21 protein-coding genes are annotated in these 23,390 nt (G+C 67.3%); 5 read left to right on the top strand and 16 right to left on the bottom strand.

Annotated features, from left to right (window positions below):
• Positions 1-95: 95 nt before the first annotated feature.
• The gene (locus ATE62_RS03185) at positions 96-977 is read left to right on the top strand and encodes a sterol desaturase family protein (protein ID WP_058806451.1); all 882 of its coding nucleotides are present in this window, start codon (positions 96-98) and stop codon (positions 975-977) included.
• Here ATE62_RS03185 and ATE62_RS03180 read toward each other — a convergent pair.
• The 13 genes from ATE62_RS03180 to ATE62_RS03120 form a co-directional block, all read right to left on the bottom strand.
• Entirely contained in the window at positions 974-2,320 is a 1,347-nt protein-coding gene (locus ATE62_RS03180) for a PepSY-associated TM helix domain-containing protein (RefSeq protein WP_058806450.1), read from the bottom strand. The genes ATE62_RS03185 and ATE62_RS03180 overlap by 4 nt on opposite strands.
• Before the next feature lie 11 nt (positions 2,321-2,331).
• Positions 2,332-4,332, bottom strand: coding sequence for a TonB-dependent receptor family protein (locus ATE62_RS03175; protein ID WP_058806449.1), 2,001 nt, complete (start codon positions 4,330-4,332; stop codon positions 2,332-2,334).
• Between the two features lie 71 nt (positions 4,333-4,403).
• Entirely contained in the window at positions 4,404-4,793 is a 390-nt protein-coding gene (locus ATE62_RS03170; protein WP_058806448.1) for a hypothetical protein, read from the bottom strand.
• A 233-nt stretch (positions 4,794-5,026) separates the two neighbouring features.
• On the bottom strand, positions 5,027-6,196 hold the full coding sequence (locus ATE62_RS03165) for a sterol desaturase family protein (RefSeq protein WP_058806447.1): 1,170 nt from the start codon (positions 6,194-6,196) through the stop codon (positions 5,027-5,029).
• A gap of 123 nt (positions 6,197-6,319) precedes the next feature.
• Positions 6,320-8,494 carry an NAD-dependent DNA ligase LigA gene (gene ligA, locus ATE62_RS03160; protein ID WP_058806446.1) on the bottom strand — a complete coding sequence of 725 codons (2,175 nt, stop codon included), beginning with the start codon at positions 8,492-8,494 and terminating at the stop codon, positions 6,320-6,322.
• Positions 8,491-8,883 (bottom strand): putative quinol monooxygenase, encoded by a 393-nt coding sequence (locus ATE62_RS03155; RefSeq protein WP_231736054.1) that lies wholly within the window; start codon positions 8,881-8,883, stop codon positions 8,491-8,493. The genes ligA and ATE62_RS03155 overlap by 4 nt, the downstream gene beginning before the upstream one ends.
• Positions 8,880-9,563, bottom strand: coding sequence for a GNAT family N-acetyltransferase (locus tag ATE62_RS03150; RefSeq protein WP_231736052.1), 684 nt, complete (start codon positions 9,561-9,563; stop codon positions 8,880-8,882). Before ATE62_RS03150 ends, ATE62_RS03155 begins: the two co-directional genes overlap by 4 nt.
• Complete coding sequence (locus ATE62_RS03145; protein ID WP_082662569.1) at positions 9,563-9,955, bottom strand: endonuclease domain-containing protein; 393 nt, start codon at positions 9,953-9,955, stop codon at positions 9,563-9,565. Before ATE62_RS03145 ends, ATE62_RS03150 begins: the two co-directional genes overlap by 1 nt.
• Before the next feature lie 156 nt (positions 9,956-10,111).
• Positions 10,112-11,782, bottom strand: coding sequence for a DNA repair protein RecN (recN, locus tag ATE62_RS03140; protein WP_058806445.1), 1,671 nt, complete (start codon positions 11,780-11,782; stop codon positions 10,112-10,114).
• 60 nt (positions 11,783-11,842) lie between these two features.
• Positions 11,843-12,637, bottom strand: coding sequence for an outer membrane protein assembly factor BamD (locus ATE62_RS03135; protein ID WP_058806444.1), 795 nt, complete (start codon positions 12,635-12,637; stop codon positions 11,843-11,845).
• A 62-nt stretch (positions 12,638-12,699) separates the two neighbouring features.
• Positions 12,700-13,395 (bottom strand): peptidylprolyl isomerase, encoded by a 696-nt coding sequence (locus ATE62_RS03130; RefSeq protein WP_058806443.1) that lies wholly within the window; start codon positions 13,393-13,395, stop codon positions 12,700-12,702.
• A 40-nt stretch (positions 13,396-13,435) separates the two neighbouring features.
• On the bottom strand, positions 13,436-14,557 hold the full coding sequence (locus ATE62_RS03125; RefSeq protein WP_058806442.1) for a PepSY-associated TM helix domain-containing protein: 1,122 nt from the start codon (positions 14,555-14,557) through the stop codon (positions 13,436-13,438).
• The gene (locus tag ATE62_RS03120) at positions 14,557-16,611 is read right to left on the bottom strand and encodes a TonB-dependent receptor domain-containing protein (RefSeq protein WP_058806441.1); all 2,055 of its coding nucleotides are present in this window, start codon (positions 16,609-16,611) and stop codon (positions 14,557-14,559) included. The genes ATE62_RS03125 and ATE62_RS03120 overlap by 1 nt, the downstream gene beginning before the upstream one ends.
• A gap of 150 nt (positions 16,612-16,761) precedes the next feature.
• Here ATE62_RS03120 and ATE62_RS03115 point away from each other — a divergent pair, with 150 nt between their 5' ends.
• From ATE62_RS03115 to ATE62_RS03100, 4 genes are all read left to right on the top strand, one after another.
• The gene (locus ATE62_RS03115; RefSeq protein WP_058806440.1) at positions 16,762-17,142 is read left to right on the top strand and encodes an ArsR/SmtB family transcription factor; all 381 of its coding nucleotides are present in this window, start codon (positions 16,762-16,764) and stop codon (positions 17,140-17,142) included.
• On the top strand, positions 17,139-17,672 hold the full coding sequence (locus tag ATE62_RS03110) for an SRPBCC family protein (protein WP_058806439.1): 534 nt from the start codon (positions 17,139-17,141) through the stop codon (positions 17,670-17,672). Before ATE62_RS03115 ends, ATE62_RS03110 begins: the two co-directional genes overlap by 4 nt.
• Positions 17,673-17,786: 114 nt before the next feature.
• Positions 17,787-18,782 (top strand): alpha/beta hydrolase, encoded by a 996-nt coding sequence (locus ATE62_RS03105; RefSeq protein WP_156420395.1) that lies wholly within the window; start codon positions 17,787-17,789, stop codon positions 18,780-18,782.
• 53 nt (positions 18,783-18,835) lie between these two features.
• Positions 18,836-19,498, top strand: a complete 663-nt coding sequence (locus ATE62_RS03100; protein ID WP_058806437.1) for a hypothetical protein — start codon at positions 18,836-18,838, stop codon at positions 19,496-19,498.
• Between the two features lie 67 nt (positions 19,499-19,565).
• Here the strand turns inward: ATE62_RS03100 and pnp are convergent, their stop codons facing one another.
• The 3 genes from pnp to truB form a co-directional block, all read right to left on the bottom strand.
• Complete coding sequence (pnp, locus tag ATE62_RS03095; protein ID WP_058806436.1) at positions 19,566-21,878, bottom strand: polyribonucleotide nucleotidyltransferase; 2,313 nt, start codon at positions 21,876-21,878, stop codon at positions 19,566-19,568.
• Between the two features lie 193 nt (positions 21,879-22,071).
• Entirely contained in the window at positions 22,072-22,341 is a 270-nt protein-coding gene (gene rpsO / locus ATE62_RS03090; RefSeq protein ID WP_058806435.1) for a 30S ribosomal protein S15, read from the bottom strand.
• A 25-nt stretch (positions 22,342-22,366) separates the two neighbouring features.
• Entirely contained in the window at positions 22,367-23,368 is a 1,002-nt protein-coding gene (gene truB, locus ATE62_RS03085; RefSeq protein WP_058806434.1) for a tRNA pseudouridine(55) synthase TruB, read from the bottom strand.
• Positions 23,369-23,390: the final 22 nt, after the last annotated feature.

The following is a 23,390-nucleotide window of genomic DNA, read 5'->3' as shown; positions in this document are numbered from 1 at the left end:
ATTGATAAGTCCTTTGCATTTCGAGTCGCGACACTGTGGCAAGGACGGGGTCACGGCAAGCAACGACTTGCCGCTGGCCATGGGAGCGCCGCGACATGTATCTGACCACTGCCCAATCGAGCCTGATCGTAATGGCGATCTATCTGGCCTTCGCGCTGCTCGAACTCGCCTTCACCCGCCTGTTCGCCAAGGACGAGCAGACGCGCCACGACGGCATATTGGAAATCGTCAGCACGCTGATGCTGCTCGTCGTCACCCAGCCGCTCATCCTGCTCGCAGTCGGCTCGATCGGCCATGCGCTTTTCCCGCATGATGCGGGGGCGCTCGCCGGCATCCCCTTCCTCGCCGCGCTCGCGTTGTTCCTCGTCTGCGAAGATATGATGCAATATTGGTGGCACCGCGCGAGCCACAGCTTCGCCTGGCTCTACAACCTCCACCGCGCGCACCATAATGCGCGCTATATGAGCGTTCGGCTCGTCTACCGGAACAACATCCTCTATTACGCGATGATGCCGAGCATCTGGTTCGCCGGGGTGCTCGTCTATCTGGGGCTCGGCTGGTTCTATGCCGGTTATCTGGTCGTCAAGATGGCGGTGATCATCGGCGCGCACAGCGATTTTGCGTGGGACCGGCCGCTCTACCGGATCAAGGCGCTGTCGCCGCTGATGTGGGTCGTCGAGCGCGTGATCAGCACCCCGGCGACCCACCACGCGCACCACGGCCGCCACCTCAGCGACGGCGCGGTCCATTACAAGGGCAATTTCGGAAACCTGCTCTTCTTCTGGGACGTGCTGTTCGGCACCGCGAAGATCACCCGCAGCTATCCGACGAGCTATGGCGTCGAGAATCTGCCGCCCGCGACGCTGGGCCAGCAGTTGCTGTGGCCGATCTTTCCCGAGAACAAGGATATGCATGCCGCGATTCCCGGCGCGGTGCCCGCAGCTCCCGCGCGGCCAGCGGTGGCGACGACGGCCTAGGCGGCCGTGCGCCCGATCCCGAGCCAGCGCGCCGCGCGCGGGAGGCGCGGCAGGACGAGCCTTTCCACGGCCCACAGCAGGATCAGCGAGGCGGCGAGCAAGGGCAGCAAGGCGGCGAGGACCAGCAGGATCGCCGCCACGCCCTTCAGCCGCGCCGGGTCGCGAACCTGTGGCGGCGCCCCGAGCGCATCCGCGGGCTTGCGGCGGCGCCACATCAGCAAGCCCGAAACGGCGAGCGTGATCAGTGCGAGCGCGGTCGCGACGCCGATCAGCTGGTTGACCCAGCCAAACAACTGCCCCTCGTGCCAGGCGATGCCATAACCGACCGCGCGGTCGATGCCATGCTTGTCGGCAAAGCCACTGCGCGACACTTCGGCGCCGGTCCCGGGGTCGTAGCCGACCTTGCGCACCAGCGGGCGATTCTGCGTCTGCGTCGTCAGCGTCCAGACCCGGCCGTTGGGTGGCCCGAAGAGATTGGGCGCGCCGGGCGGCTGGACGATCGCGGGGGCGGGCATGCGCTCGGCTTTGGCGAGCGCGACGATCCGCGCGAGCGGAACGAGGGGCGCCGCATGGTCGCCATGACCGGCCATCGCCATCGCATCATGGTCGTGCGCGGCGTGATGATCGCCGCCGCTCTTCCAGTCCTGCGTGCCCGACACCCAGCCCATCTCGGCGCGGAGCGCGCGGAAGCCGCTCGCCCAGACGTCGGTCCACGGCAGCGCGGTAAGCAGCAGGGCAAGCGCGAGCCCCGACACCCAGAAGCCGGTCACCGCGTGGAAGTCGCGTAGCGCCGTGCGGCCGCCGAGCGACAGCCGCGGCCAGGCCACCCCCGCCATCCCGCGCCCGCGCGGCCACCAGAGGTAAAGCCCGGTCAGGATCATCACGATCGCCCAGTTCGCCACGAGCTCAACGATCAGCTCGCCGGTGCGCCCGATCAGCAGGCTGCCATGGATTTTCGCGAGCCACGCCGAAATCCGCCCCTCGGGATCGGCCGAGCCGATCACTTCGCCCTGCGGCGACACCGCGACGTCGCGCATCGTGCCGTTGGAGAGGCCGAGATGGACGACCGCGGCGTCGCCGGGCGCCTCGGGAATCCGGTAATAATGAAAACTGGCGCCCGGAAAATCGCCGAGCGCGGCGGCAACCTGCGCATCGGCGTCGACCGCTCCCGCGGTCGGCAGGCCCCGCCAGCCGCGCTCCTCCCACCGGTCGAGTTGCGGCTTGAACAGATAGGCCGCGCCCGTCACCGAAAGGATCAGGACGAAGGGGATGACGAACAGCCCGGCGTAGAAATGCCAGCGCCAGATCGTGCGATAGAGCGGAAGGCGATTGCGGTCGGTCATCCTCCTTCCCCTCAGAAGCGCGCGCGAATGCCGGCGGAGACCGCGCGGCGTTCGACGGGGTAGTAGATCGCCGACGCCGGCGTCGCCGCAATCGCCGCGCTGATGTCGCCGATCGCCTTCTTGCCGGTGATATTGCGGACATCGACGAAGGCGTCGATGCCGTCGGTCACCTTCATCCCGCCGGTCACGCCGAGTAGCGCATAGCCTGGGGTGCGGATCTGGTTCCGATAATCGGCGAACGGCCCATCGGGCACCCATTCGACATTCGGCGCAACATGCAGCGCGTCGGTGCCGATGCGCAGTTCGCCGCGGTAGACATGCTTCGGCACGACCGGCAGGCGGTTGTCACCGAACTCCGCGTCATTCCGGAAGCGGAAGTCGCTGTAGGAATAGACCTGCCGCAAGCGCAGCCAGTTGGTCGGGGCGATCTCGACGGATGCCTCGACGCCCTGGTGCAGGGTGCGGCCGGCGTTGAAGGTCGCCGCGGGGATGCTGGTGCTGGTGGTGAACTGCAGCAGTTCGCCCGTCAGCGCCGCGCGATAGAGCGCGAGATCCCAGCGCACGATCCCCGCCTTTCCGCGCGTGCCGACTTCGGCCGTCCAGGCGCGCTGCGGACGGATGGTCGAGACGAGCTGGCTGATCGGCGGCGTGCCGATACTTTGGAACACCTCACCGAAGCCCGGGAATTCGGCCGAACGGCTGTAATTGGCGAAGAGCTGCACATTCGCCGACGGTTCGAACAACAAGCCGAATTTTGGCGAGAAGGCGTCGAAGTCGATCCGCCCGTCTTGCGAGGTCGACAGGTTGACGCGGCGCTTGCGGAAACCGTCGGCATAGACGCCACCCGCGATCAGGGTCAGCCGTTCGGCCGGCCGCACGCGCACTTCGCCATAGAGGCTGGAGGTGCGCGCACTCTGGTCGGCGTCGAAGGTCAGCGCGCCGCGCCGGCCGGCGATGTTGACATATTGCCGCGCGTCGGTGGTGCCGCGGCGGATTTCGCCGCCCAGCGTGAACTCGACCGGGCCGCTGGCATAATCGGCGCGGAAGAAGCCGCCGATATCGACCGAATCCTGATCGATGACCTGGAAGATCGGGTGGTAGAGCGATTTCGAATTGACGAAACCGCCGACGTCGAAGCGAAAGGCGCCCCAGTCGAAGCGCGTGCGGTTCTGCAGCCGCAGCGAGACGATGTCGCGCGCCTGATCGCCCGCGACCGCGGCGGCGCTCGCCATGCGCGGCGTGGTCAGCGCCTGGGCGTAGGTCAGCGCGCCGGGGATTTCCTGCGCGATGTCGTTGTAGCTGGCGTAGAAGCGCGTCGAGATCTCCTCGCTCAATTGCAGTCCGACATTGCCGTGGAAGCGGAAGCTCCGCCGTTTCACATGATCGCGGTCGCCGTCCGACGTGTCGGCGCTGATCGCGCCCCAAGCGTCGACCCGGTCCCCCGCGACGCCCGCGGATACAAGCCCGCGATAGCTGTCGAAGCTGCCGATGTCGCCGCGCAGATAAAAACCCTCGGCGGTGCGCCCGGTCGGCGTGACGCCATTGACCGCGCCCCCCAGCGTGCCCGAGCCGAAGCGCAGTGCATTCGCGCCGCGATAGACTTCAATATGGTCGAAGAAGATCGGCTCGAGCTCCTGGAAATCGCCATTGTCGTCGGCGAGGTTGATCGGCACCCCGTCCTGGAGCAGCGTCAGCCCACGCATATGGAAACCGCGCGACAGCCCCGAGCCGCGGATCGAAATGCGTACCTCCTGCCCGTAGCGCGGCTGGAGATAGACGCCGGGCGAGAAGGCGAGCGTGTCGCGCAGGGACATGATCGACTTGTCGGCATAATCTTCATGGCCGACGACGTCGGCGCCGCCGGGGGTCCGGGCGACCTGCGCCTCGGCGGCGTCGGTGAGCTGCGGCGCTGTGACGATGATCGTCGTGTCGGCCGCATCTTCGGCATGAACGGCGAACGGGGCGAAGGCGAGCGCGAGCAAGGGCGCCGCGCGGGGTGCGTGATTCTTCATGGACTATCTTCCCTGGATACAGGCATGGGGCCGCGCCGCGCATGGGGCGCGGGCGGTCGTTTCAGGCTGGATCAGGCGAAGGAGGGTGGTCCCGTACTCGGCGGCAGCGGCGAGGCGATGCCGGGGGCAAAACCGAGCGCGGGGATCGCGACCGGCAGCGGCTCGACCGCCATGGGCGCGGCGGGCAGCGCGGGTTCGGCGGGGACGATCGGCGCGACCGCGAGCGCCCCCCACGGGCAATGCTGCTGCACCTCGCCGTCGTGGCCCGCGGCTTTTTCGATCGGGATCGTCATGGTCGCGCCCGGGTTGGCCGGGTCCGAACAGACGCGCACGGTGATCGACCCGCTGCCGTCGACCTCGATCATCCAGCCCGGCGCGACGAGGATGCGCGCGGCGAGCGCGAGCAGAAGCGGCAGCAAGAGGAGGATGCCCGGACGGCGAAAGGCGGCGAGGAGGCCCACGCGGGGCCTTTATGCCCTGCCAAAGCGGGTGGCAAGCGGCCGCGTCCTCATGGTTCACGCGGAGGCGCGGAGGCGCGGAGAAGAAAAAGGTTTGGCGGCTTCGCCGCCCATTTCTCTCTTCTCTGCGTCCTCGGCGCCTCTGCGCGAATCATTCTTTCTTCATTCTCCGCGTCTCCGCGTCTCCGCGTCTCCGCGCCTCCGCATGAACAAATCTGAACGACCTCTGCGCGACTCTATTCCGCCGGCGTCTCGTCGGTCTTCTTGCCCGTCCGCGTCCAGGGGTAGAGGAGTTGCCCCCAATAGCTCTTCGGCACATCCTCGGGGATGCCGTAATTTTCGGGCCAGCGGTCCTTGGGCAAATGGAAGGTGCCGAAGATTTTGTCGATCCACGGGAAATGGATCGCAAAATTGACGTCGAACGCCTCGCGCTCGAGCCCGTGGTGCCAGTGGTGGAAGCGCGGCGTCGCGATCCAGTGGCCGAGGCGATTGAAATTGCCCCCGACATTGGCGTGGAGCAGCGACGACCAGACATAGACGAAGCCGATATAGGCCTGCATCACCGAGGGGCTGAAGCCCAGCGTGAAGAGCGGCAGCGAGGTGATCGCGCGGAGCAGGATGATCTCGATGAAATGCATCCGCGATCCCGCGAGCCAGTCCATCGATTTCGCGCTGTGGTGCACCGCGTGGAAACCCCAGAGGAAGGGGTAGCGGTGGAAGGTGCGGTGGAAGAAATATTGCACCACGTCCGACGCGACGAGCACGATCAGGAACTGGACGATCCACGGCAGCGAGGCGACCGCCGCGCGGAACGCGTCCCAGTTGCTCGTATGGTCGTTGACGAACTGCTGCGGTGCCAGCGCAAGGAAGCCCAGCACCTGCACGAACATCGTGCTGACGAGATAATAGAAGAGATCCTCGCGCCATTCGGTGCGGAACAGCCGCTGCGCGCGGCGGTGCGGGAAGGCGCGTTCGAGCGGCGCGAACATGAAGCCGGTGATCAGCAGGTTCACGACGAAGAAGTCGAGCCCGAAAAAAATGCCCCAGTCGCGCGTCTCTGCGGGCTGGACATTGGCGCCGCCGATCAGCGCGGCGGCGAGCGCGATGATCAGCGCGGTCGCGCCGAGCACCTTGCGCGGCCGCAGCAACAGGCTGAGCAGCGCGAGCGCGTAACTCGCGAGCAGCACGAGGTGGACGACGCCGCGGAAGCCGCCCCAATCCTTTACGATCTCGAGTTCTGGGGTCGCGAACCAGTCGGGAAAGCGCAGCGCGATCACCATGCCGAAACCGGCAATCGCAAAGAGCAGCGCGAAGAAACCCGACAGCCAGCCGCTGCCGAACCGCCGCACCTCGGTATGCGATTCGAGATCGCGCATCAGATGGTCGAGATAGTCACGCTTTGCCATCGAGCCGGGCTCCCCTTCCCCCGTTTGTCCTGAGCTTGTCGAAGGACCGTCCTTACTTGCAACGTTGAAAGAAGGAAGAACAGCCCTTCGACAAGCTCAGGGCGAACGGGATTTGCTTGTGACTTATCCCGCCGCCGCGACGATCGCCGCCCATTCACCCTCGTCGATCACGCGGATGCCGAGCGCCGACGCCTGCTTGAGCTTCGATCCTGCGCCGGGGCCCGCGACGACGAGGTCGGTCTTGGCGCTGACGCTGCCCGCGGCCTTGGCGCCGAGCGCCTCGGCCTGCGCCTTGGCCTCGTCGCGGCTCATCGTCTCGAGCTTGCCGGTGAAGACGACGGTCATGCCCGACACTTCGCTCTCGCGCGTTTCGACGATGTAGGGCGGCGGCGAGACCTCGGAGAGCAAATCGTCCCACAATTCGCGATTATGCGGTTCGCGGAAAAAATCGCCGAGCGCTTCGGCGACCGCGGGACCGATGCCGTCGGCGCGCACTTCGAGGATCGCCTTGATCGCGTCCATCCGGCGCGCGAGATATTTGCCGTCGGATTCGCCCTCGCCCTGCGGATTGGCGTCGAGCCAGCCCTGGATGCCCGCCGCGGCTTCGGGAAGCCGCGCGATATCGCCGAGGCCCTTCAGGAGGTCGCGTGCGGTGACCGCGCCGATATGGCGGATGCCGAGCCCGAAGAGCAATCGCGCGGCGTCGGGCGACCGCTTCGCCTCGATCGCGGCAATGAGGTTGTCGACCGACTTCTCCTTCCATCCCTCGCGAGCGAGCAGCTCCTCGCGGTGTGCCTTGAGCCGGAAGATATCGGCGGGCCCCTTGTCGAGCCAGCCGAGATCGAGGAATTCCTGGATGCTCTTTTCGCCCAGCCCCTCGATATCGAGCGCGCCGCGGCTGACGAAGTGGCGCAGGCGCTCGAACTTCTGCGCATTGCAGATCAGGCCGCCGGTGCAGCGCACATCGACCTCGCCCTCCTCGGCGACCGCCTCGCTGCCGCAAACCGGGCAATGGTCGGGGAAGGCGTAGGCGGCGCGGTCCTCGTCGCGGGTGAGGTTCTCGACCACCTGCGGGATCACGTCGCCGGCGCGCTGGATCACGACGCGGTCGCCGGGACGCACCCCCAGTCGGCCGATCTCGTCGCGGTTGTGGAGCGTGACGTTCGACACGACGACCCCGCCGACGGTGACCGGGGTCAGCCGCCCGACGGGGGTGAGCTTGCCGGTGCGCCCGACCTGGATGTCGATGGCCTCCAGCGTGGTCTGCGCGCGTTCGGCGGGGAATTTATGCGCGATCGCCCAGCGCGGCGCCTTGGCGACGAAGCCCAGCCGCGCCTGCCAGTCGAGCCGGTCGACCTTGTAGACGACGCCGTCGATATCATAGGGCAGTTCGGCGCGTGTCGCCTCGATCATGCGGTAATGCGCGAGCACGCCCTCGACATCTTCGAAGCGCTGCAGCAGCGGCGACACCGGCACGCCCCAGCTCGCGATGCGCTGCATCATGTCGAACTGCGTGTCGGCGGGCAAGCCGCTGACCTCGCCCCAGCCGTGCGCGAGGAAGCGGAGCGGGCGCGACGCGGTGACGCTCGCGTCCTTCTGGCGCAGCGAACCCGCGGCAGCGTTGCGCGGGTTGGCGAACTGGCGAACGGTGGCGGGGTCGAACTCGGCCTCGCGCTGCGCGGCGAGCGCCCGGCCCTCGTCCATCAGCCGCGCGTTGAGCGCGGCGAAATCGGTCTTGGCCATATAGACTTCGCCGCGGATTTCGAAGACGTCGGGCACCTCGCCCTTCAGCTGCTGCGGAATGTCGGCGATCGTCGCGACGTTCGGGGTGACATCCTCGCCGACGCTGCCGTCGCCGCGCGTCGCGGCTTGGACCAGCTTGCCCTTTTCGTAGCGCAGCGAGCAGGAGAGGCCGTCGATCTTGTCCTCGGCGGTCAGCGCGACCGCGTCGCCCTCGCCGAGGTTGAGGAAACGCCGCACGCGCGCGGCGAACTCGGCGACATCGTCATCGCCGAACGCATTGTCGAGGCTCATCATCCGCTGCCGGTGCGTGACCTTGGCGAGCGGCGACGCCTCGACCGCGGCGCCGACTACATTGTTCGGGCTGTCGGCGCGGATCAGGTGGGGAAAGGCGGCTTCGAGTTCGTTGTTGCGGCGGACGAGCGCGTCATAATCGGCGTCCGAAATCTCGGGCGCGTCCTCGGCATGGTAACGCTTGCTGTGATAGGCGATAGTCTTCGCCAGCCGCATCAATTCGTTGGCGGCACCGGCTTCGGACAGCGATTCAATCTCGGTCATGCACCGGTCTTTGCCACCGGCTTGAACTCGGCGCGAGTACCAAATCCTGCGATAAGCGGGCGACCCTTCTGGATCGCCGCCTGCACCGCGGGCAGCTTCAGCGAGGCGGCATGCGATTCCTTGCTGTCCCACAGCTCGACGATCCAGATCGCGTCGGGGTTCGCGCTGTCCTCGCCGATCAGATAGGCGATATTGCCGGGCATTTCGCCCGTGCCTTCGGTCAGCGCCGCGACCAGTTCGGCGCGCTTGCCGGGCTGCGCGAGCATCTGGCCGAGCAGGCCATATTGCGGATCGGCTTCTTCCATGATGTCCTCCAGGGCGCGAAGCTTGGTCGCGGGCAGCAGCGCCGCCGCCATCGCGAGCAAGGCAAGATGCTCGCGGCGGTTCACCGCGCGATCACCAGCACATGCACCTGCCGCCGCACGCGGAAACCGAGCGACTCGTAGAGCCCGATCGCGCCCGCATTGTCGGCATAGCTGTGCAGGAACGGCGTCTCGCCGCGCAGGGCCATGGCGCGCATGACATGGCCGATCAGCGAGCGCGCCAGCCCGCGGCCGCGGCAATCTTCCCATGTCGCAACGCCGCTGACCTCGGCCATGCCGGGCATCAGCATGCGCTGCCCCGCCATCGCGAGCAGGCGGCCGTCCTCGCGTACGCCGTAGAAGGGGCCGTAGAGATGCGTCTTTGGCCCCCAGGGGCCGGGCTTGGCATGATCGGCGAGCGCGGCCATTTCGGCGGCATCGGCATCGCCGAGCGCGATCATGACGGGCTCGCCGTCGCGCGCTGCGGGCGGCGAGCCCTCGGCGACCATCTGCGCGAGGATGGCGCGCTTCACCTCGCGCGCGCCGGGCGGGACCGGCCAGGGCTCGCCCTCGACGATCCAGAGCTCGCCACCCACGGGGATCAGCGCGACAAGCGCCGCCTGCGCCACGGCGCCGGTGTCCGCCGCGACGCCGAACACACCGTAACCGCGATCGATCCGGAACGCTGGCGCGGCACCCTCGGCGAGATGCGCCTGCCGGCCGGTGAGCATCGACCAGACCGGGCGGTCGAGCGGGTGCGACGTCACTAAAGCCCCTCCCCTTCAGGGGAGGGGCTGGGGTGGGGCCATCGGTCTTGCAGCCCATGCGCCATAATTTCTATCTGACGTAGCACGCCGTCCATATTCCTGATCACATCATCGTTTGTCACCCGGATGGTCGCATAGCCATATTGGGCCATCATCCGACCGTCCATCGCGACATCGCTTTCGCGATCATGGGTCATGCCGTCGATCTCTACGATCAGGCCCTTCGATGGACAGAAGAAATCAACAATGCGGACGCCGATGGTCGCCTGTCTGCGGAACTTCAAACCGCTCAGCTTCGCCCCGGAAAGATATCTCCAAAGCCGTTTTTCGGCTTCCGTCGGTTCACGGCGCATCTTGGCCGCGCGGGCGAGCATGACTTGGCGTTCAACCATAAAGCCCCTCCTCTTCAGAGGAGGGGTTGGGGTGGTGGCGCGCGATAGCGCGCGCGGCTCATTGCACCACCCCGCTGCGACTAGGCCCGGCTACGCCGGACCAAGTCTCGCTGCCCCTCCTCTGAAGAGGAGGGGTTTTCGGATTTGCCCGGTGGATCACCCAACGGTCTCCAGCAACCGCTCGGCCTGCGCCCTTGCTTCGTCGGTCACTTCCGCCCCCGAAAGCATGCGCGCGATTTCTTCGCGGCGTTCGCTTTCGTCGAGGGCCCGAACGCCGGTGCGGGTGACCGTGCCCTGGCTCGACTTGGCGATCAGGAAATGCGCCGCGCCTTTCGCCGCGACCTGCGGGCTGTGGGTGACCGCGAGCAACTGCTTGGCGCCGCTCGCGAGCTTGGCCAGTCGTTCCCCGATCGCGCTCGCCACCGCGCCGCCGACGCCGCGGTCGATCTCGTCGAAGATGATCGTGTCGGCACCGCCCTCTTCGGCGAGCGCGACCTTCAAGGCGAGGATGAAGCGCGACAATTCGCCGCCCGACGCGATCTTGATCAGCGGCGCGAAGGGCGCGCCGGGGTTGGTCGAGATGAGGAATTCGACGCGGTCCATGCCGCCCTCGCCCCAGCGTTCGGCGGGCAGGCGCTCGACGAGCGTCTGGAAGCGCGCGGCGTCGAGCCTCAGCGGCACCAGTTCGCCCGCCACCGCCTTGTCGAGCCGCGCCGCGGCCTTGCTGCGCGCATCGGACAGCGCGGTCGCAGCGTGGGTATAGGCCGCGGCCTTCGCCGCGACCTCGGCCTCGAGCTTGGCGAGGCCTTCGCTGCCGCCTTCGATCGCGTCGAGCCGCGCCGCGAGGTCGCCCGCGAGCGTCGCGAGTTCGTCGGGCTGGACATGATGTTTGCGCGCCATCGCGCGGAGGTCGAACAATCGCGTCTCGGTCTCCTCGAGCCGCGCGGGGTCATATTCGAGCGCGCGCGCCGCCTCGACCAGCCTTTGCTCGGCCTCGTCCGCCTCGATGATCGCGCGGTCGAGCCCCGCCAGCGCCTCGGCGAGCAAGGGATGGTCGCCCGCGAGCCGGTCGAGCCGCCGCGCCGCGCCGCGCAGCTGCGCAGGACCACTGTCGCTGCCCTCGAACGCCGCCATGATCGCGCCCATGTCGGCGGCGATGCGCTCGCCCTTCTGCATCGTGCTGCGCGCCTCGGCGAGTTCGGCTTCTTCGCCCGGCTGCGGCGCCAGCGCGGTCAGTTCGGCGACGCAATGCTCCAGCCACTCGCGGTCGCGCTCGGCCTCGTCGAGCGCGCCCCGCGCCGCCGCCAGCCGCGCCTCGGCGCCGCGCCATTCGCCGTGCGCCGCGGCGACCGCCGCGCTGTCGCAGCGGCCATAGGTGTCGAGAAGCGCGCGGTGCCCCGCGGGCGCGAGCAGGCCGCGGTCGTCGTGCTGGCCGTGGATCTCGACGAGATGCCCGCCGACCTCGCGCAGCAGCGCCGCCGAACAGGGCTGGTCGTTCAAGAAGGCGCGGCTGCCGCCATCGGCCTTGAGCGTGCGGCGGATCAGCAACGGTTCGCCCGCCTCAATCTCGATGTCGTTTTCAGCAAGCAGCCTGCCGAGCGGCGTCGCCGCGGCGGGCGGCGCAAAGCTCGCGGTCACCTGCGCCTTGTCGCTGCCCTGCCGCACCAGCGCGCTGTCGGCGCGCGCGCCGAGCGCGAGCCCCAGCGCGTCGAGCAGGATCGACTTGCCCGCCCCAGTCTCGCCGGTGAGCACGCCGAGCCCGGCCGCGAAATCGAGGTCGAGCCGTTCGATCAGGACGATATTGGCGATGGACAGCGCCGTCAGCATGGCCTGCCCTTACCCCAGAACAAAATGCGAATCTATGCCCGCAAAGCGCAAGTCGGCAGATCAGGCCGTCGGCGCGTGCCGCTGCATCAGCTTGTACGCGCGCTCATACCATTCGCTGCCCGGATAGTTGGCGCCGAGCACCGCGGCCGACTTCTTCGCCTCCGCGGGCACGCCCAATGCCAGATAGCATTCGGTCAGGCGATAGAGCGCCTCGGGCGTGTGGCTGGTCGTCTGGAACTTCTCGGTCACTTCGCGGAAGCGGATCGACGCGGCGAGCCAGTTCGAGCTGCGCTGGTAGAAACGCCCGATCTCCATCTCCTTGCCCGCGAGATGGTCCTGCACCAGGTCGACCTTCAGCCGCGCGTCGGCGGCGTAGCGGCTGTCGGGATAGCGGCGGATCACCTCGCCCAGCGCGGCGAGCGCCTGCTGCGTGATCTTCTGGTCGCGGGTGACGTCGCTGATCTGCTCATAATAGCTGAGCCCGATCAGATAATAGGCATAGGGCGCGTCCTTGTTGCCCGGGTGGATCGCCAGGAAGCGCTGCGCCGCCTCGATCGCCGGGGTATATTCGCGGTCCATATAGTAGCTGAAGCTGCTCATCAGCTGCGCACGGCGCGCCCAGGGCGAATAGGGGTGCTGGCGCTCGACCTCGTCGAACAGCGCCGCCGCGAGGCCATATTGCTGGCGGTCGAGCCGGTCCTGCGCCGCGCGGTACAGCGTGCTCACGTCGCGCGCGACATAGCGCGTGTCCTTTTTGACGCCGCTGCCCCCGCCGCAGGCGGCGAGCAGGGGGGTGATCACAAGGGCGGCGGCGAGCAGGCGCGTCGAGGCGCGCAGGGTGGGACGCTGAGTCATGCGCGCGGTATAGCCACAGCGCGCATGAACGCAAAATAAATGATCGGGATGCGGGCGCGGATTTACGGCGCCTTGACGACACAGCCTTTCGGGGCGTCGGCGGGGGCAGCGACGCGGCGCGCCGACTTGATCGTCACCATCGGATCGAGGATCTGCCCCACCATCACCCCCTCGCCCTTCGTCGGCGAGATCGGCGCGTTGAAGATCTTCTCGGCGATGTCGGCGCCACCGACCAGTTCGCCGAACACCGCGAAGCCCGCATTGTCGCCGCTCTGGCTCGGGTCGGCATCGAAGCCGGGAATGTCCGACAGCAGCAGGAAGAAGTCGGTCGTCGCGTCGCCCGGCGAAAGCCGCGCCATCACCAGCGCGCCCTTGCAGTTCGAAAGGCCGGTGACGTTGGTCGGCTCGTGCGCGATCTGCGGATAATTTTTGCGCGCGTCGCCGCGATTGCCCGCCTGGATCAGCTGGCTCGCCGGGCCCCAGCTCTTCGTCGTGCGATAGAAGCTGAAACCGTCCATCCGCTTCGAATCGACGTAGCGCAGGAAATTCTTCGCGCTGACCGGCGCGCGCTTGTCCTCCAGCCGCACGGTGATCGTGCCGAGGTCGGTGACCAGCGCCACATAAGGCCGCGTGTCGACCTCGACCACCGGGGTGACCGGCGCCGGGATCGGGGCGGGCGACGGCGGCAGCTGCGTCGCCTGCGGCGGGACGGTCGGGGACTGGGCGGCGGCGGCGAGCGCGAAGAGGAGGCTGATCATGCCGCCTTTATGCCGCGCCGGCGCCGGGCGCGAAAGCCGTTTATCGCCGCCGGCGCCACCACAGCATCACCCCGCTCCAGCACAGCCAGAGCGTGACCGCGCCGCCGGCGAGGATCGCCAGTCGCCCCGCCAGCCCGAACGCCTTTCCCGAATGGAGCGGATATTGCCAGGCGAAGAATTCGTCCCCCGCGGTCGTGCCATTGTCGTGGCGCGTCCCGACGATGCGCCCGTCGTCCATCGCGACATAATGCCACAGCCGCCCCTGGTCGTCGCGGTCGCGCGGGTCGTAGGTGCGCACGGCATAGACGCCGTGATCGGGGAACAGCCGCACGCTGTGCACCCGCGCACGCGCCGTCCCCACCGCGCGCGCCAGCGCCGCCTCGATCCCCAGCACCGGCGGCGTTTCGGGGACGTCGGCCATGCTTTCGTGCAGCCGCCCGGTCACCGGCGAGAGCAGGCCGACGGCGTGGCGGCTGTCCTCGTCCCACGTCAGCGTCACCCCGGTCACCGCCAGCACCAGCGTTACCGGCGCGAACCACAGGCCCCAGGCGCGGTGCGAATCGAACAGGCGCTTCAGGCTCGCGCGCCGCCCCGCGATGCGAAAGGAGCGGATCCAGTGCGCGCCGCGCGGAAAGGCCAGCGCGATCGCGATGCCATGGTCGATCGCCCACAGCAGCGAGACGAGGCCGAAGAACCACATCATCCACGGCCCGGCGAGCAGGTCGATGTGGAGGCCGTAGAGGATGTCCATGACATGTCGCCGGTCGAGCGCGACGCGGCCGCTCTCGCGCCAGCCGAGCAGGCTGCCGTCGCGCGGGTCGGAAAAGACCTGCACCGGTCCCGCGATCCCCGAACCCGGCGCGCGGCCCATCATCCACAGCGTATCGCCGGCATGGCCGGGCAGCTCGATCATGCTGGGGGCGAAGCCCGGCAGCGCGCGCGCGGCCGCCGCGACCGCGGCGTCGAGCGGCGCCGGCGCCGCGCCGGAGGCCGGCACCGACCGCCAGTCGGCGTTCAGTGCGCGGTCGATCTCCTCGTAAAAGGTGATCGCGACGCCCGTGACCGCGAGCAGCGCGAGCCACAGCGCCGCGAGCAGCCCGAACCAGCGGTGCCACAGCTTCAGGCCGCGGCGCGGCCGGCGCGGAGCCGCCGCGCCTGCCATCAGAAGCGGAAGGCGGCGGTCAGGCGGATGTTCCGGCCGGGTTCGGGCAGGCCCGACACGATCGCATAGTCGGGCAGGCCGAGCTGGCCGTAATCGGCGGTGCTGGCGTGCGCGATATAGCGCTGGTCGAACAGATTATAGACCGCCGCCTGCAGCTCGACCATGTCGGTCCCCAGCGGGCGCCAGCTCGCGAACAGGTCGACCGTCGTATAGCCGGGCTTGTCGATGAGGCGTGTGCCATCGATGAAGCCCAGCTGGCTTTCGCGGAACAGCACCTCGATATCGTTCAGATCCTCGAAGCGCGTCAGGCTGGCGCGGAGATTGATCGTGTCGGTGGGCTCGAAACCGACGGTGACCGCCCAATTGTCGCCCAGCGAATTGCCGAGCGCGATATGCTCATAGCCCTCGATCCGGTTGCCGTTCAGGCGCGAATCATAGTGATTATAATAAGCGTCGACGCTGAACGGGCCGGTACGATAGCCGGCGCGCAGTTCGACCCCCCTGGTCTTGAACTTGCCGACATTCTCGTAAAACACCGCGTCCTGGACCGGCTGTGCGGCGTTGCGGCCGAGTTGGTCGAGGATGACGTCGCGAATGCGCATTTCGTAATAGACCGCCGAGGCGGTGAAGCCGCCCGCGTCATATTTCACCCCGCCCTCGACATTGTCGACCTTTTCGGGACGCAAAGTCGGCGACAGCGACAGGCGGCCGGGACGCTTTTCGAGCGTGAAGGCGTCGCCGATCTCCTTGCCGCGAAACGCCTCGGCATAGCCGGCATTGAGCGTCAGCCCAGGGAAGACCTCGAACTGGGCGCCGGCGTTGAAGCTCAGCCCCTCGCTGTTGGTGCCGGTGCGATAGGTCGTCTGGTCGAGGTCATAGGCGTCGAAGCGCGCACCGAAGCTGATCAGCAGCGGATCGATTACGCGCCAATGATCCTGGACATAGACCCCCATCAGCGATCCCTTTTCGGTGAAGCTACCGATGGCGGGGTCCCAGGCCCAGGGCTGCCACATCGCGGGATCGGCCAGATAGGCGCTGTTGACGCGGTCGCGGCGATGCTCGGCGCCCACCGTGATATCATGGTTGGCGATCGAAAGATTGGCGCGCGCGTCGAAGCCCCAGGTCTCGATCTCGGCGCCGTAGAGCCCCCAGCGGTCGAAGCGGTCCTGACTGAAATTGGTGCGCGTCCAGTAACCCGTCGCCTCGATGCCGACGGCGTCGCTCGCTTCATAGCCATAGTTGAGCACCGCGGTCTGGCGCTTGCCCTTGACCGGGAACAGCCGCGCGCCGGCCAGCACGGGCCAGTTGGGCCGCTGGCCGAACCGCCCGCTCTCGCGGCGATGCTCGTAGCTCGCGGTGATGCGATGCCCGCCGCCCAGCTCGCCGCCGATCTTGACGAAGCCCAGATTCTGCTTAGCGCCCGTCGCCAGCTGGGTCACGCCGTCGCCGTCCTGATAGGGATCGCGGTTCACATGGACATAGGAGGCGAGGATGCCGACATCGCCCGCGATGCGGCCGTAGAGCGTGCCCGACAGCTTGTAGCCGTCGTTGCTGAACCAGCCCGCCTTGGCGATGCCGCCGATATTGCGGCCGTCCTGCAGCATGTCGACCGCATCGCGCGTGCGAAAGCGGATCGCACCGCCGACCGCGCCGAAGCCCGCGGTCGCCTCGCCCGGCCCCGCCTGCACATCGACCGTCTCGAGCAGTTCGGGCTCGATCGTGACGCGCCCGATATGGTGGAACAGCGTCCCGCGCTGCGGCGCACCGTCGATGGTGACGTTGAGCAGCGAATCCTCGAGTCCGCGGACATAGATTTTCTGCGCCAGCCCGACCCCGCCACCGACGCTGACCGACGGGACCTGGCGGAACAGGTCGGCCAGGTCGTTGGCCTGGATGATCTCGATTTCCTCGCGGTCGATTTCGACATCGGTCAGCGCGCCGACGACGACGATCTCTTCGCCGGCATCGGCCTCGCCCTCTTCAGCGCGCGCCATTTGCGACGATAGAGCCAGCAGCGCGCAGCCGCTCGCGAGAAAGCCGTTCCGAAATTTCATTGTCACCCCCGATGCTTGGACGTTGCGGGCGCCCTAATCGCTATTGCGACACATTGTCAACAAATGCGTCGATCAGCTGGAGTTCGTTCGCGCGGCCGGATATTCAACCGATGGGTTGACAATATTTTGAAGCCCGTCATATTAAACCACATGGTTGAACATGATTCGCACACCCTCGATACGATCTTCCACGCGCTCGGCGATGCGACGCGGCGCGCGATGCTCGGCGAACTCGCCGCCGGCGAGCGCAGCGTCGGCGAGCTCGCCGAGCCTTTCGCCATGTCGCTCGCCGCGGCGTCGAAGCATATCAAGATGCTCGAACGCGCCGGGCTGGTACGCCGCGAGGTGCGCGGGCGCACGCATATGTGCAGCCTCGATCCCGCGCCGCTGATGAGCGCCGACCAGTGGCTCGGCGTCTATCGCCGCTTCTGGACCGGCCGCCTCGACACCCTCGAAGCGCTGCTGCGCGCCGAGGACGCCCCACCCCCGCCGAAGAAACCCCTCCCCGGGAAAGAAGGAGAAGAGAAATGACCGCGATACTGGCCGACGACAATTACGGCATGCTCACCGAACCCGCGACGCTGACGCTCCAGCGCCTGCTCCCCGGCCCGATCGAGCGCGTCTGGGCCTATCTCACCGACGGCGAACTGCGCCGTCAGTGGCTCGCCGCGGGCGCGATGGAGGAACAGGTCGGCGCGCCGGTCGAGTTCGTCTGGCGCAACGACGAACTGACCGACCCGCCGGGCGCGCGGCCCGAGGGCATGGACACCGAACATCGCATGACGTGCGAAGTCACCGCGATCGCGCCGCCGCACAGCCTGTCGATCAGCTGGGGCAGCACCGGCGGCGTCACCTTCCGGCTCGAGGAACGCGGCGACGACGTGCTGCTGACGATCGTCCACAAGCGGATCGAGGACCTCACCGTCCGTCTCAACGTCAGCGCGGGCTGGCACGCGCATGTCGACGTGCTCGAGGCGCGGCTGCGCGGAACCACCCCCGCGCCGCACTGGGACAATTGGCTCCAGCTACGCGCCGATTACACCGAACGCTTCGCGAACTGAGCGGGAAGCGCAGGAAATGGCAAAGGGGCCGCACCGCGCGGCCCCTTTCATTTTCGGGCTGGCCATCCGCCGCGCTGTACTATAGTAATAATACAGCAATAGGGAGGGCGGCCCGTGAAATTGAGATGGAAGATCGTTTTGGGCGTGCTGGGCACGCTCGTCGTCGGCGGCGGGGGCGGCTTCGCCTATATGCTGACCGCCGACCCCAAGCCCGCCACGGTCGTCGAGGCGGGCCCGACCGGACAGCGCATCGCCGCGGACGGCATCCTCGCCAATTTCTACCCCGCCGGCGGTCCGGGCCTGCACCCCGCGATCCTGCTGCTCGGCGGCTCCGAGGGCGGACTGGGCAAGGACGTCCGCGCGCAGGCGGTGGCGCTGCAGGCCGAAGGCTTCACGACGCTCCATCTCGCCTATCACAATGCGCCGGGCAAATCGGCGAAGCTCAAGAACATCCCGCTCGAGGATTTCTACAAGGGGCTCGACTGGCTCAAGCAGCAGCCCGGGGTCGATCCCGGCCGCATCGGCATCGTCGGCTATTCGAAGGGCGGCGAGGCCGGCCTCCTCGTCGCGACCCGCTACCCCGGCCTCCGCGCCGCCGCGCTCGGCATGCCGTCGAGCGTCGTCTGGGACGGAATGACCGGTGAAAACTACATGCTCGGCTCGTTCAGTTCGTCGTGGAGCGAAAAGGGCGAGCCGGTGCCGCACCTCGCCTACAAGGGCCGGCCGGGAAGCGACGGGCTGATGCCGGTGTTCGTGAACGGGCTCGAGGAGCTGGACCAGAATCCCGCCGCGATCATCCCGGTCGAGGCTTACAAAGGCAAATTGCTGCTCGTCTGCGGCGAGGCCGAAAAATTGTGGCCGAGCTGCCCGATGACCGACCAGATCGTGGCGCGCGCGAAGGCGAAGGGCGCCGCGGCGCCGCTGGTGCTGCGCTATAAGGATGCCGGGCACGGCGTGATGGGCGCCCCCTTCGCCGACGCGGCGGACGCGAAGCGCTGGACGGGCTTCGGCGGCGGCACCCCCGAGGGCAATGCCGCGGCGCGCGCCGACAGCTGGCCGAAGATCGTCGCCTTTCTGAAAGCCGAACTGGCGCCAGCGACACCGGGCTGATCGCTCAACCACAGGTAATTGGAAAGGCGGCGGCGCGGCGCTAGCATGGCGCGATGACCGACACACCCCCGCCCGCTCCGCCATCCCCGGATTTTCCGCTCCGCCTGCTGCGCTATCTCCCCTTCATCACCGTGGCGCATTTCCTGATCGGGTTGCCCGCGCTGATCGCGTCGCTCGCGCTCGCCTATTTCGCCTTCGTCCAGGCCGATGCGACGCAGAAGATGCAGACCGGCGGGGTGATGCCCTTCGTCACCCTGGGCACCAGCAATGTCGACGACGAGGGCAAGGCGAATATCTCGCTGTCGATGACGAACAATGGCGTCGGCCCCGCGATCATGGGCCCGGTCGAAATCCGCTATCGCGGCAAGGCGATCGCGAGCCCCGGCGCATTGCTGCAAAGCTGCTGCCGCGGCGACGCCAAGCGCCTGTCCTTCGCGACCTCGCCCTCGACCGGCGTCGCGGTGCGGCCGGGCGAGCAATTGCGCTTCATCGGCCTGCCGCGCACGCCCGAGAATGAGGCGATCTGGACCGCGTTCAACCGCGAGCGCTGGAAGCTGAAGATTCGCGCCTGCTATTGCTCGATCTACGGCGATTGCTGGGTGACCGAGGGGATGCAGGGCGTGCCGAAGGCGGTGAAGACGTGCCCGACCGACTGGACGCCATACCGCGAGGATGCGGCGCGGCGGTTGGGTGGGGACGGACAAGCCGTCCCATAAATCCCGTCCTGAGCGCAAAAAAGGGGCTGCCGAAGCAGCCCCTTTCCTGTTCCGATAGTGGAAGCGCTTAGTCCTTCAGGAAGTCGGGCACATGGCCCTGGTCGTCGGGACCGTCGTTGCGCTCGCGGCGCGGACCGCGATCACGGTCGCCATCGCGGCGCGGGCCACGATCGCCGCGGCCGCCGTCGCGGCGGGGGCCCCGGTCGCGGTCGCCATCACGGCGCGGGCCACGATCGCCGCGCGGTTCGCGGGGTTCGCGCGCCGGGCGGGTGTCTTCCAGCTCTTCGCCGGTTTCCTGGTCGACGACGCGCATCGACAGGCGGACCTTGCCGCGCTGGTCGATCTCGAGGACCTTGACCTTGACTTCCTGGCCTTCGGCGAGGACGTCCGAGACCTTCTCGACACGCTCGTTCTTGATTTCGCTGACGTGGACGAGACCGTCCTTGCCGCCCATGAAATTCACGAACGCACCGAAATCGACGAGGTTGACGACCTTGCCGTCATAGATCTTGCCGACTTCGGCTTCCTCGACGATGCCCGCGATCCACTTGCGCGCGGCTTCGATCTGATCGAGGTCGCTCGACGAGATCTTGATCACGCCTTCGTCGTCGATGTCGACCTTGGCGCCGGTGGTCGCGACGATCTCGCGGATCACCTTGCCGCCGGTACCGATGACATCGCGGATCTTCGACTTGTCGATCTGCATCGTCTCGATGCGCGGCGCGTGCGCCGACAATTCGCTGCGGGTTTCGCCGAGCGCCTTGTTCATTTCACCGAGGATGTGCGCGCGGCCTTCCTTCGCCTGGTTCAGCGCGGCTTCGAAGATCTCGCGCGTGATGCCCGCGATCTTGATGTCCATCTGCATCGTGGTGATGCCCTCGGACGTGCCCGCGACCTTGAAGTCCATGTCGCCGAGGTGATCCTCGTCGCCCAGGATGTCCGACAGGATCGCATAATCCTTGCCTTCGAGGATCAGGCCCATCGCGATGCCCGAGACGGGGCGCTTGATCGGCACGCCGGCGTCCATCATCGCGAGCGAACCGCCGCAGACCGACGCCATCGACGATGAGCCGTTCGACTCGGTGATGTCGCTGGTGAGGCGGATCGTGTAGGGGAAGTCCTCCTTCGTCGGCAGCACGGGGTGCAGCGCGCGCCAGGCGAGCTTGCCATGGCCGACTTCGCGGCGGCCGGGCGCACCGAAGCGGCCGACTTCGCCGACCGAATAGGGCGGGAAGTTATAGTGCAGCATAAAGTTCTGGTACGACAGGCCGTTGAGGCCATCGACCATCTGTTCGCTTTCCTTGGTGCCGAGGGTAGCCGTAGCAATCGTCTGCGTTTCACCGCGGGTGAACAGCGCCGAACCATGCGCGCGGGGCAGGAAGTGCGTTTCGGCGACGATCGGACGGATCTGCGTCGTCGTGCGGCCGTCGATGCGCTTGCCGTCCTTGAGGATGGCGCCGCGAACGATTTCGGCTTCCAGCTTCTTGGTCAGCTTGATGCCGGCCATGACTTCCTGCGGGCTGAGGCCGTCTTCGGCGAACTGTGCCTTCGCCTTCGCGCGCGCTTCGTTGAGCGCGTTCGAGCGGGCCGACTTGTCGGTCAGCTTGTAGGCGGCGGCGATGTCCTTGCCGATCAGCTTCTTGAGCTTGTCCTTGATCGCGGCATTGTCGTCGCCGGCGGCGACTTCCCACGGATCCTTGGCGGCCTGCTCGGCGAGCTTGACGATCGCCTTGACGACTTCCTTGCACGCGTCGTGCGCGAACAGGACGGCGCCGAGCATGATCTCTTCCGACAGCTCGTTCGCTTCGGATTCGACCATCATCACGGCGTCGTAAGTGGCGGCGACGACGAGGTCGAGGTCGCCTTCGGCAACCTGTTCGTCGGTCGGGTTCAGGATATATTCGCCATCGACATAACCGACGCGCGCGGCGCCGATCGGACCCATGAAGGGCACGCCCGAGATGGTGAGCGCGGCCGAGGCGGCGACCATCGCGAGGATGTCGGGCTCGTTGTGGCCGTCATAGCTCAGAACCTGGGCAATGGCGTTGATCTCGTTGTAGAAACCTTCGGGGAACAGCGGGCGGATCGGACGGTCGATCAGGCGGCTGACGAGCGTTTCCTTTTCGGTCGCGCCGCGTTCGCGCTTGAAGAAGCCGCCCGGGATGCGGCCGGCGGCCGAATATTTTTCCTGATAATGGACGGTGAGCGGGAAGAAGTCCTGCCCGTCCTTCACCGACTTCGCGGCGGTCACGGCGCACAGGACGACCGTTTCGCCCAGCGTCGCCATCACGGCGCCGTCGGCCTGGCGGGCAACCTTGCCCGTTTCGAGGGTCAGCGTTTCACCGCCCCACTCGATCGATACTTTTTTCACGTCAAACATAGGATTTCCTTCGCCCGCCGGGCCCTATGCCGGGCGGGGCCTCTGTGTCCGGGCAATCCGGCCCGGGGCGGTCCAGGGCGTCTGTCTGCCCTATGGCGGTCCCGCCGGATGCGGGAGCGGCCCTGCGGTCGCGCGCCCAAGCGAGCGACCAATATGAAAGCGGCCCCGGTGATCCGGAGCCGCCCTCTTATTCTTATTTGCGAAGACCCAGCTTCGCGATCAGGTCGGCGTAGCGGCCCTCGTCCTTCTTGCGAAGATAGTCGAGCAGGCTGCGGCGCTTGTTGACCATCATCAACAGCCCGCGGCGGCTGTGATTGTCCTTGTGGTTCGCCTTGAAGTGGTCGGTCAGCGTGTTGATACGCTCGGTCAGGATCGCGACCTGAACCTCGGGCGAACCCGTGTCACCGGCTTCGCGGGCATGTTCCTTGATGACTTCGGCCTTGCGTTCGGCGGTAATCGACATTGTATTTTCCTTCGAACATCGTGTTTTAAAGGTTGAAGCCGCGCACGACCTTCAGCGTTCCCGCCAAAGCCTCGATCAGGGCGATCGGACGATTTTCGCCGTCCCGTCCCCAATAGAGCCCGTCGTCCGTAGCTACCCCGGTCCAGACACGACCCTGACGGATCGCCCCTGCCGCTTCCGGGGAAAGGTCAAGAGCCGGGATGTCGACCAGCCCTGCCTCCAGCGGCAGAATGAAATCTGATTGCGCGGCCCCTTGGCCGAAAGCGTTCAATTTGTCCAGCGAAATCGCCTGCTGAGCGGTGAACGGCCCCGCGCGCGTGCGGCGTAGCATGGTGACATGGCCGACGGTGCCGAGGGCGAGCGCGATGTCGCGGGCGAGGGAGCGGATATAGGTGCCCTTCGAAACGTGCGCGGTGAGGGTGATTTCGGACAAATCCTCCCCGGCACGGGGAGGGGGACCATCCGCAGGATGGTGGAGGGGGAGTGCGGTTTCAGCCGGGGCTTCGGGCCGAGACCCCCCACCGTCAGCGCTTCGCGCTGCCACCTCCCCACAAGTGGGGAGGATTTCGAGGGAGTAAACGGTCACGGCCCTCGCCTTCATCTCGACCGCCTCGCCCTTGCGCGCGCGGTCGTAGGCGCGTTCGCCGTCGATCTTGATCGCCGAATAGGCCGGCGGCACCTGCTCGATGGGCCCGGTGAAGCGCGGCAGCACTGCCTCCACCTCGGCCAGGGTCGGGCGAACGTCGCTCGTCGCGACGACTTCGCCCTCGGCATCGAGCCCGTCGGTCTGCACCCCGAAGCGGATCGTGAAGTCGTAGATCTTGCTCGCGTCGAGCATCCGCCCGCACAGCTTCGTCGCTTCGCCGAGCGCGATCGGCAGCACCCCGGTCGCGAGCGGGTCGAGCGTGCCGCCATGGCCGACCTTGACCTTGCCCAGCCCCGCCTCGCGGCAGACGCGCTTGACCGCGCCGACCGCCTGCGTCGAGCCGAGCCCCAGGGGTTTGTCGAGGATGATCCAGCCGTTCATCGCCGCGCTCTATGGCGCAGCG

The organism is Sphingopyxis sp. HIX (genome assembly GCF_001468285.1).
Taxonomy (GTDB): domain Bacteria; phylum Pseudomonadota; class Alphaproteobacteria; order Sphingomonadales; family Sphingomonadaceae; genus Sphingopyxis.
Note: the sequence above shows the minus strand (reverse complement) of the source record. Positions and strands in the feature narration are given on the sequence as shown.

What these genes read in the sequence shown, in the direction of transcription:
- ATE62_RS03185 (WP_058806451.1), top strand. Translation starts at nt 96, where the DNA reads ATGTATCTGACCACTGCCCAATCGAGCCTGATCGTAATGGCGATCTAT.
- ATE62_RS03180 (WP_058806450.1), bottom strand. Translation starts at nt 2,320, where the DNA reads ATGACCGACCGCAATCGCCTTCCGCTCTATCGCACGATCTGGCGCTGG.
- ATE62_RS03175 (WP_058806449.1), bottom strand. Translation starts at nt 4,332, where the DNA reads ATGAAGAATCACGCACCCCGCGCGGCGCCCTTGCTCGCGCTCGCCTTC.
- ATE62_RS03165 (WP_058806447.1), bottom strand. Translation starts at nt 6,196, where the DNA reads ATGGCAAAGCGTGACTATCTCGACCATCTGATGCGCGATCTCGAATCG.
- ligA (WP_058806446.1), bottom strand. Translation starts at nt 8,494, where the DNA reads ATGACCGAGATTGAATCGCTGTCCGAAGCCGGTGCCGCCAACGAATTG.
- ATE62_RS03145 (WP_082662569.1), bottom strand. Translation starts at nt 9,955, where the DNA reads ATGGTTGAACGCCAAGTCATGCTCGCCCGCGCGGCCAAGATGCGCCGT.
- recN (WP_058806445.1), bottom strand. Translation starts at nt 11,782, where the DNA reads ATGCTGACGGCGCTGTCCATCGCCAATATCGTCCTGATCGAACGGCTC.
- ATE62_RS03135 (WP_058806444.1), bottom strand. Translation starts at nt 12,637, where the DNA reads ATGACTCAGCGTCCCACCCTGCGCGCCTCGACGCGCCTGCTCGCCGCC.
- ATE62_RS03130 (WP_058806443.1), bottom strand. Translation starts at nt 13,395, where the DNA reads ATGATCAGCCTCCTCTTCGCGCTCGCCGCCGCCGCCCAGTCCCCGACC.
- ATE62_RS03125 (WP_058806442.1), bottom strand. Translation starts at nt 14,557, where the DNA reads ATGGCAGGCGCGGCGGCTCCGCGCCGGCCGCGCCGCGGCCTGAAGCTG.
- ATE62_RS03120 (WP_058806441.1), bottom strand. Translation starts at nt 16,611, where the DNA reads ATGAAATTTCGGAACGGCTTTCTCGCGAGCGGCTGCGCGCTGCTGGCT.
- ATE62_RS03115 (WP_058806440.1), top strand. Translation starts at nt 16,762, where the DNA reads ATGGTTGAACATGATTCGCACACCCTCGATACGATCTTCCACGCGCTC.
- ATE62_RS03110 (WP_058806439.1), top strand. Translation starts at nt 17,139, where the DNA reads ATGACCGCGATACTGGCCGACGACAATTACGGCATGCTCACCGAACCC.
- ATE62_RS03100 (WP_058806437.1), top strand. Translation starts at nt 18,836, where the DNA reads ATGACCGACACACCCCCGCCCGCTCCGCCATCCCCGGATTTTCCGCTC.
- pnp (WP_058806436.1), bottom strand. Translation starts at nt 21,878, where the DNA reads ATGTTTGACGTGAAAAAAGTATCGATCGAGTGGGGCGGTGAAACGCTG.
- rpsO (WP_058806435.1), bottom strand. Translation starts at nt 22,341, where the DNA reads ATGTCGATTACCGCCGAACGCAAGGCCGAAGTCATCAAGGAACATGCC.
- truB (WP_058806434.1), bottom strand. Translation starts at nt 23,368, where the DNA reads ATGAACGGCTGGATCATCCTCGACAAACCCCTGGGGCTCGGCTCGACG.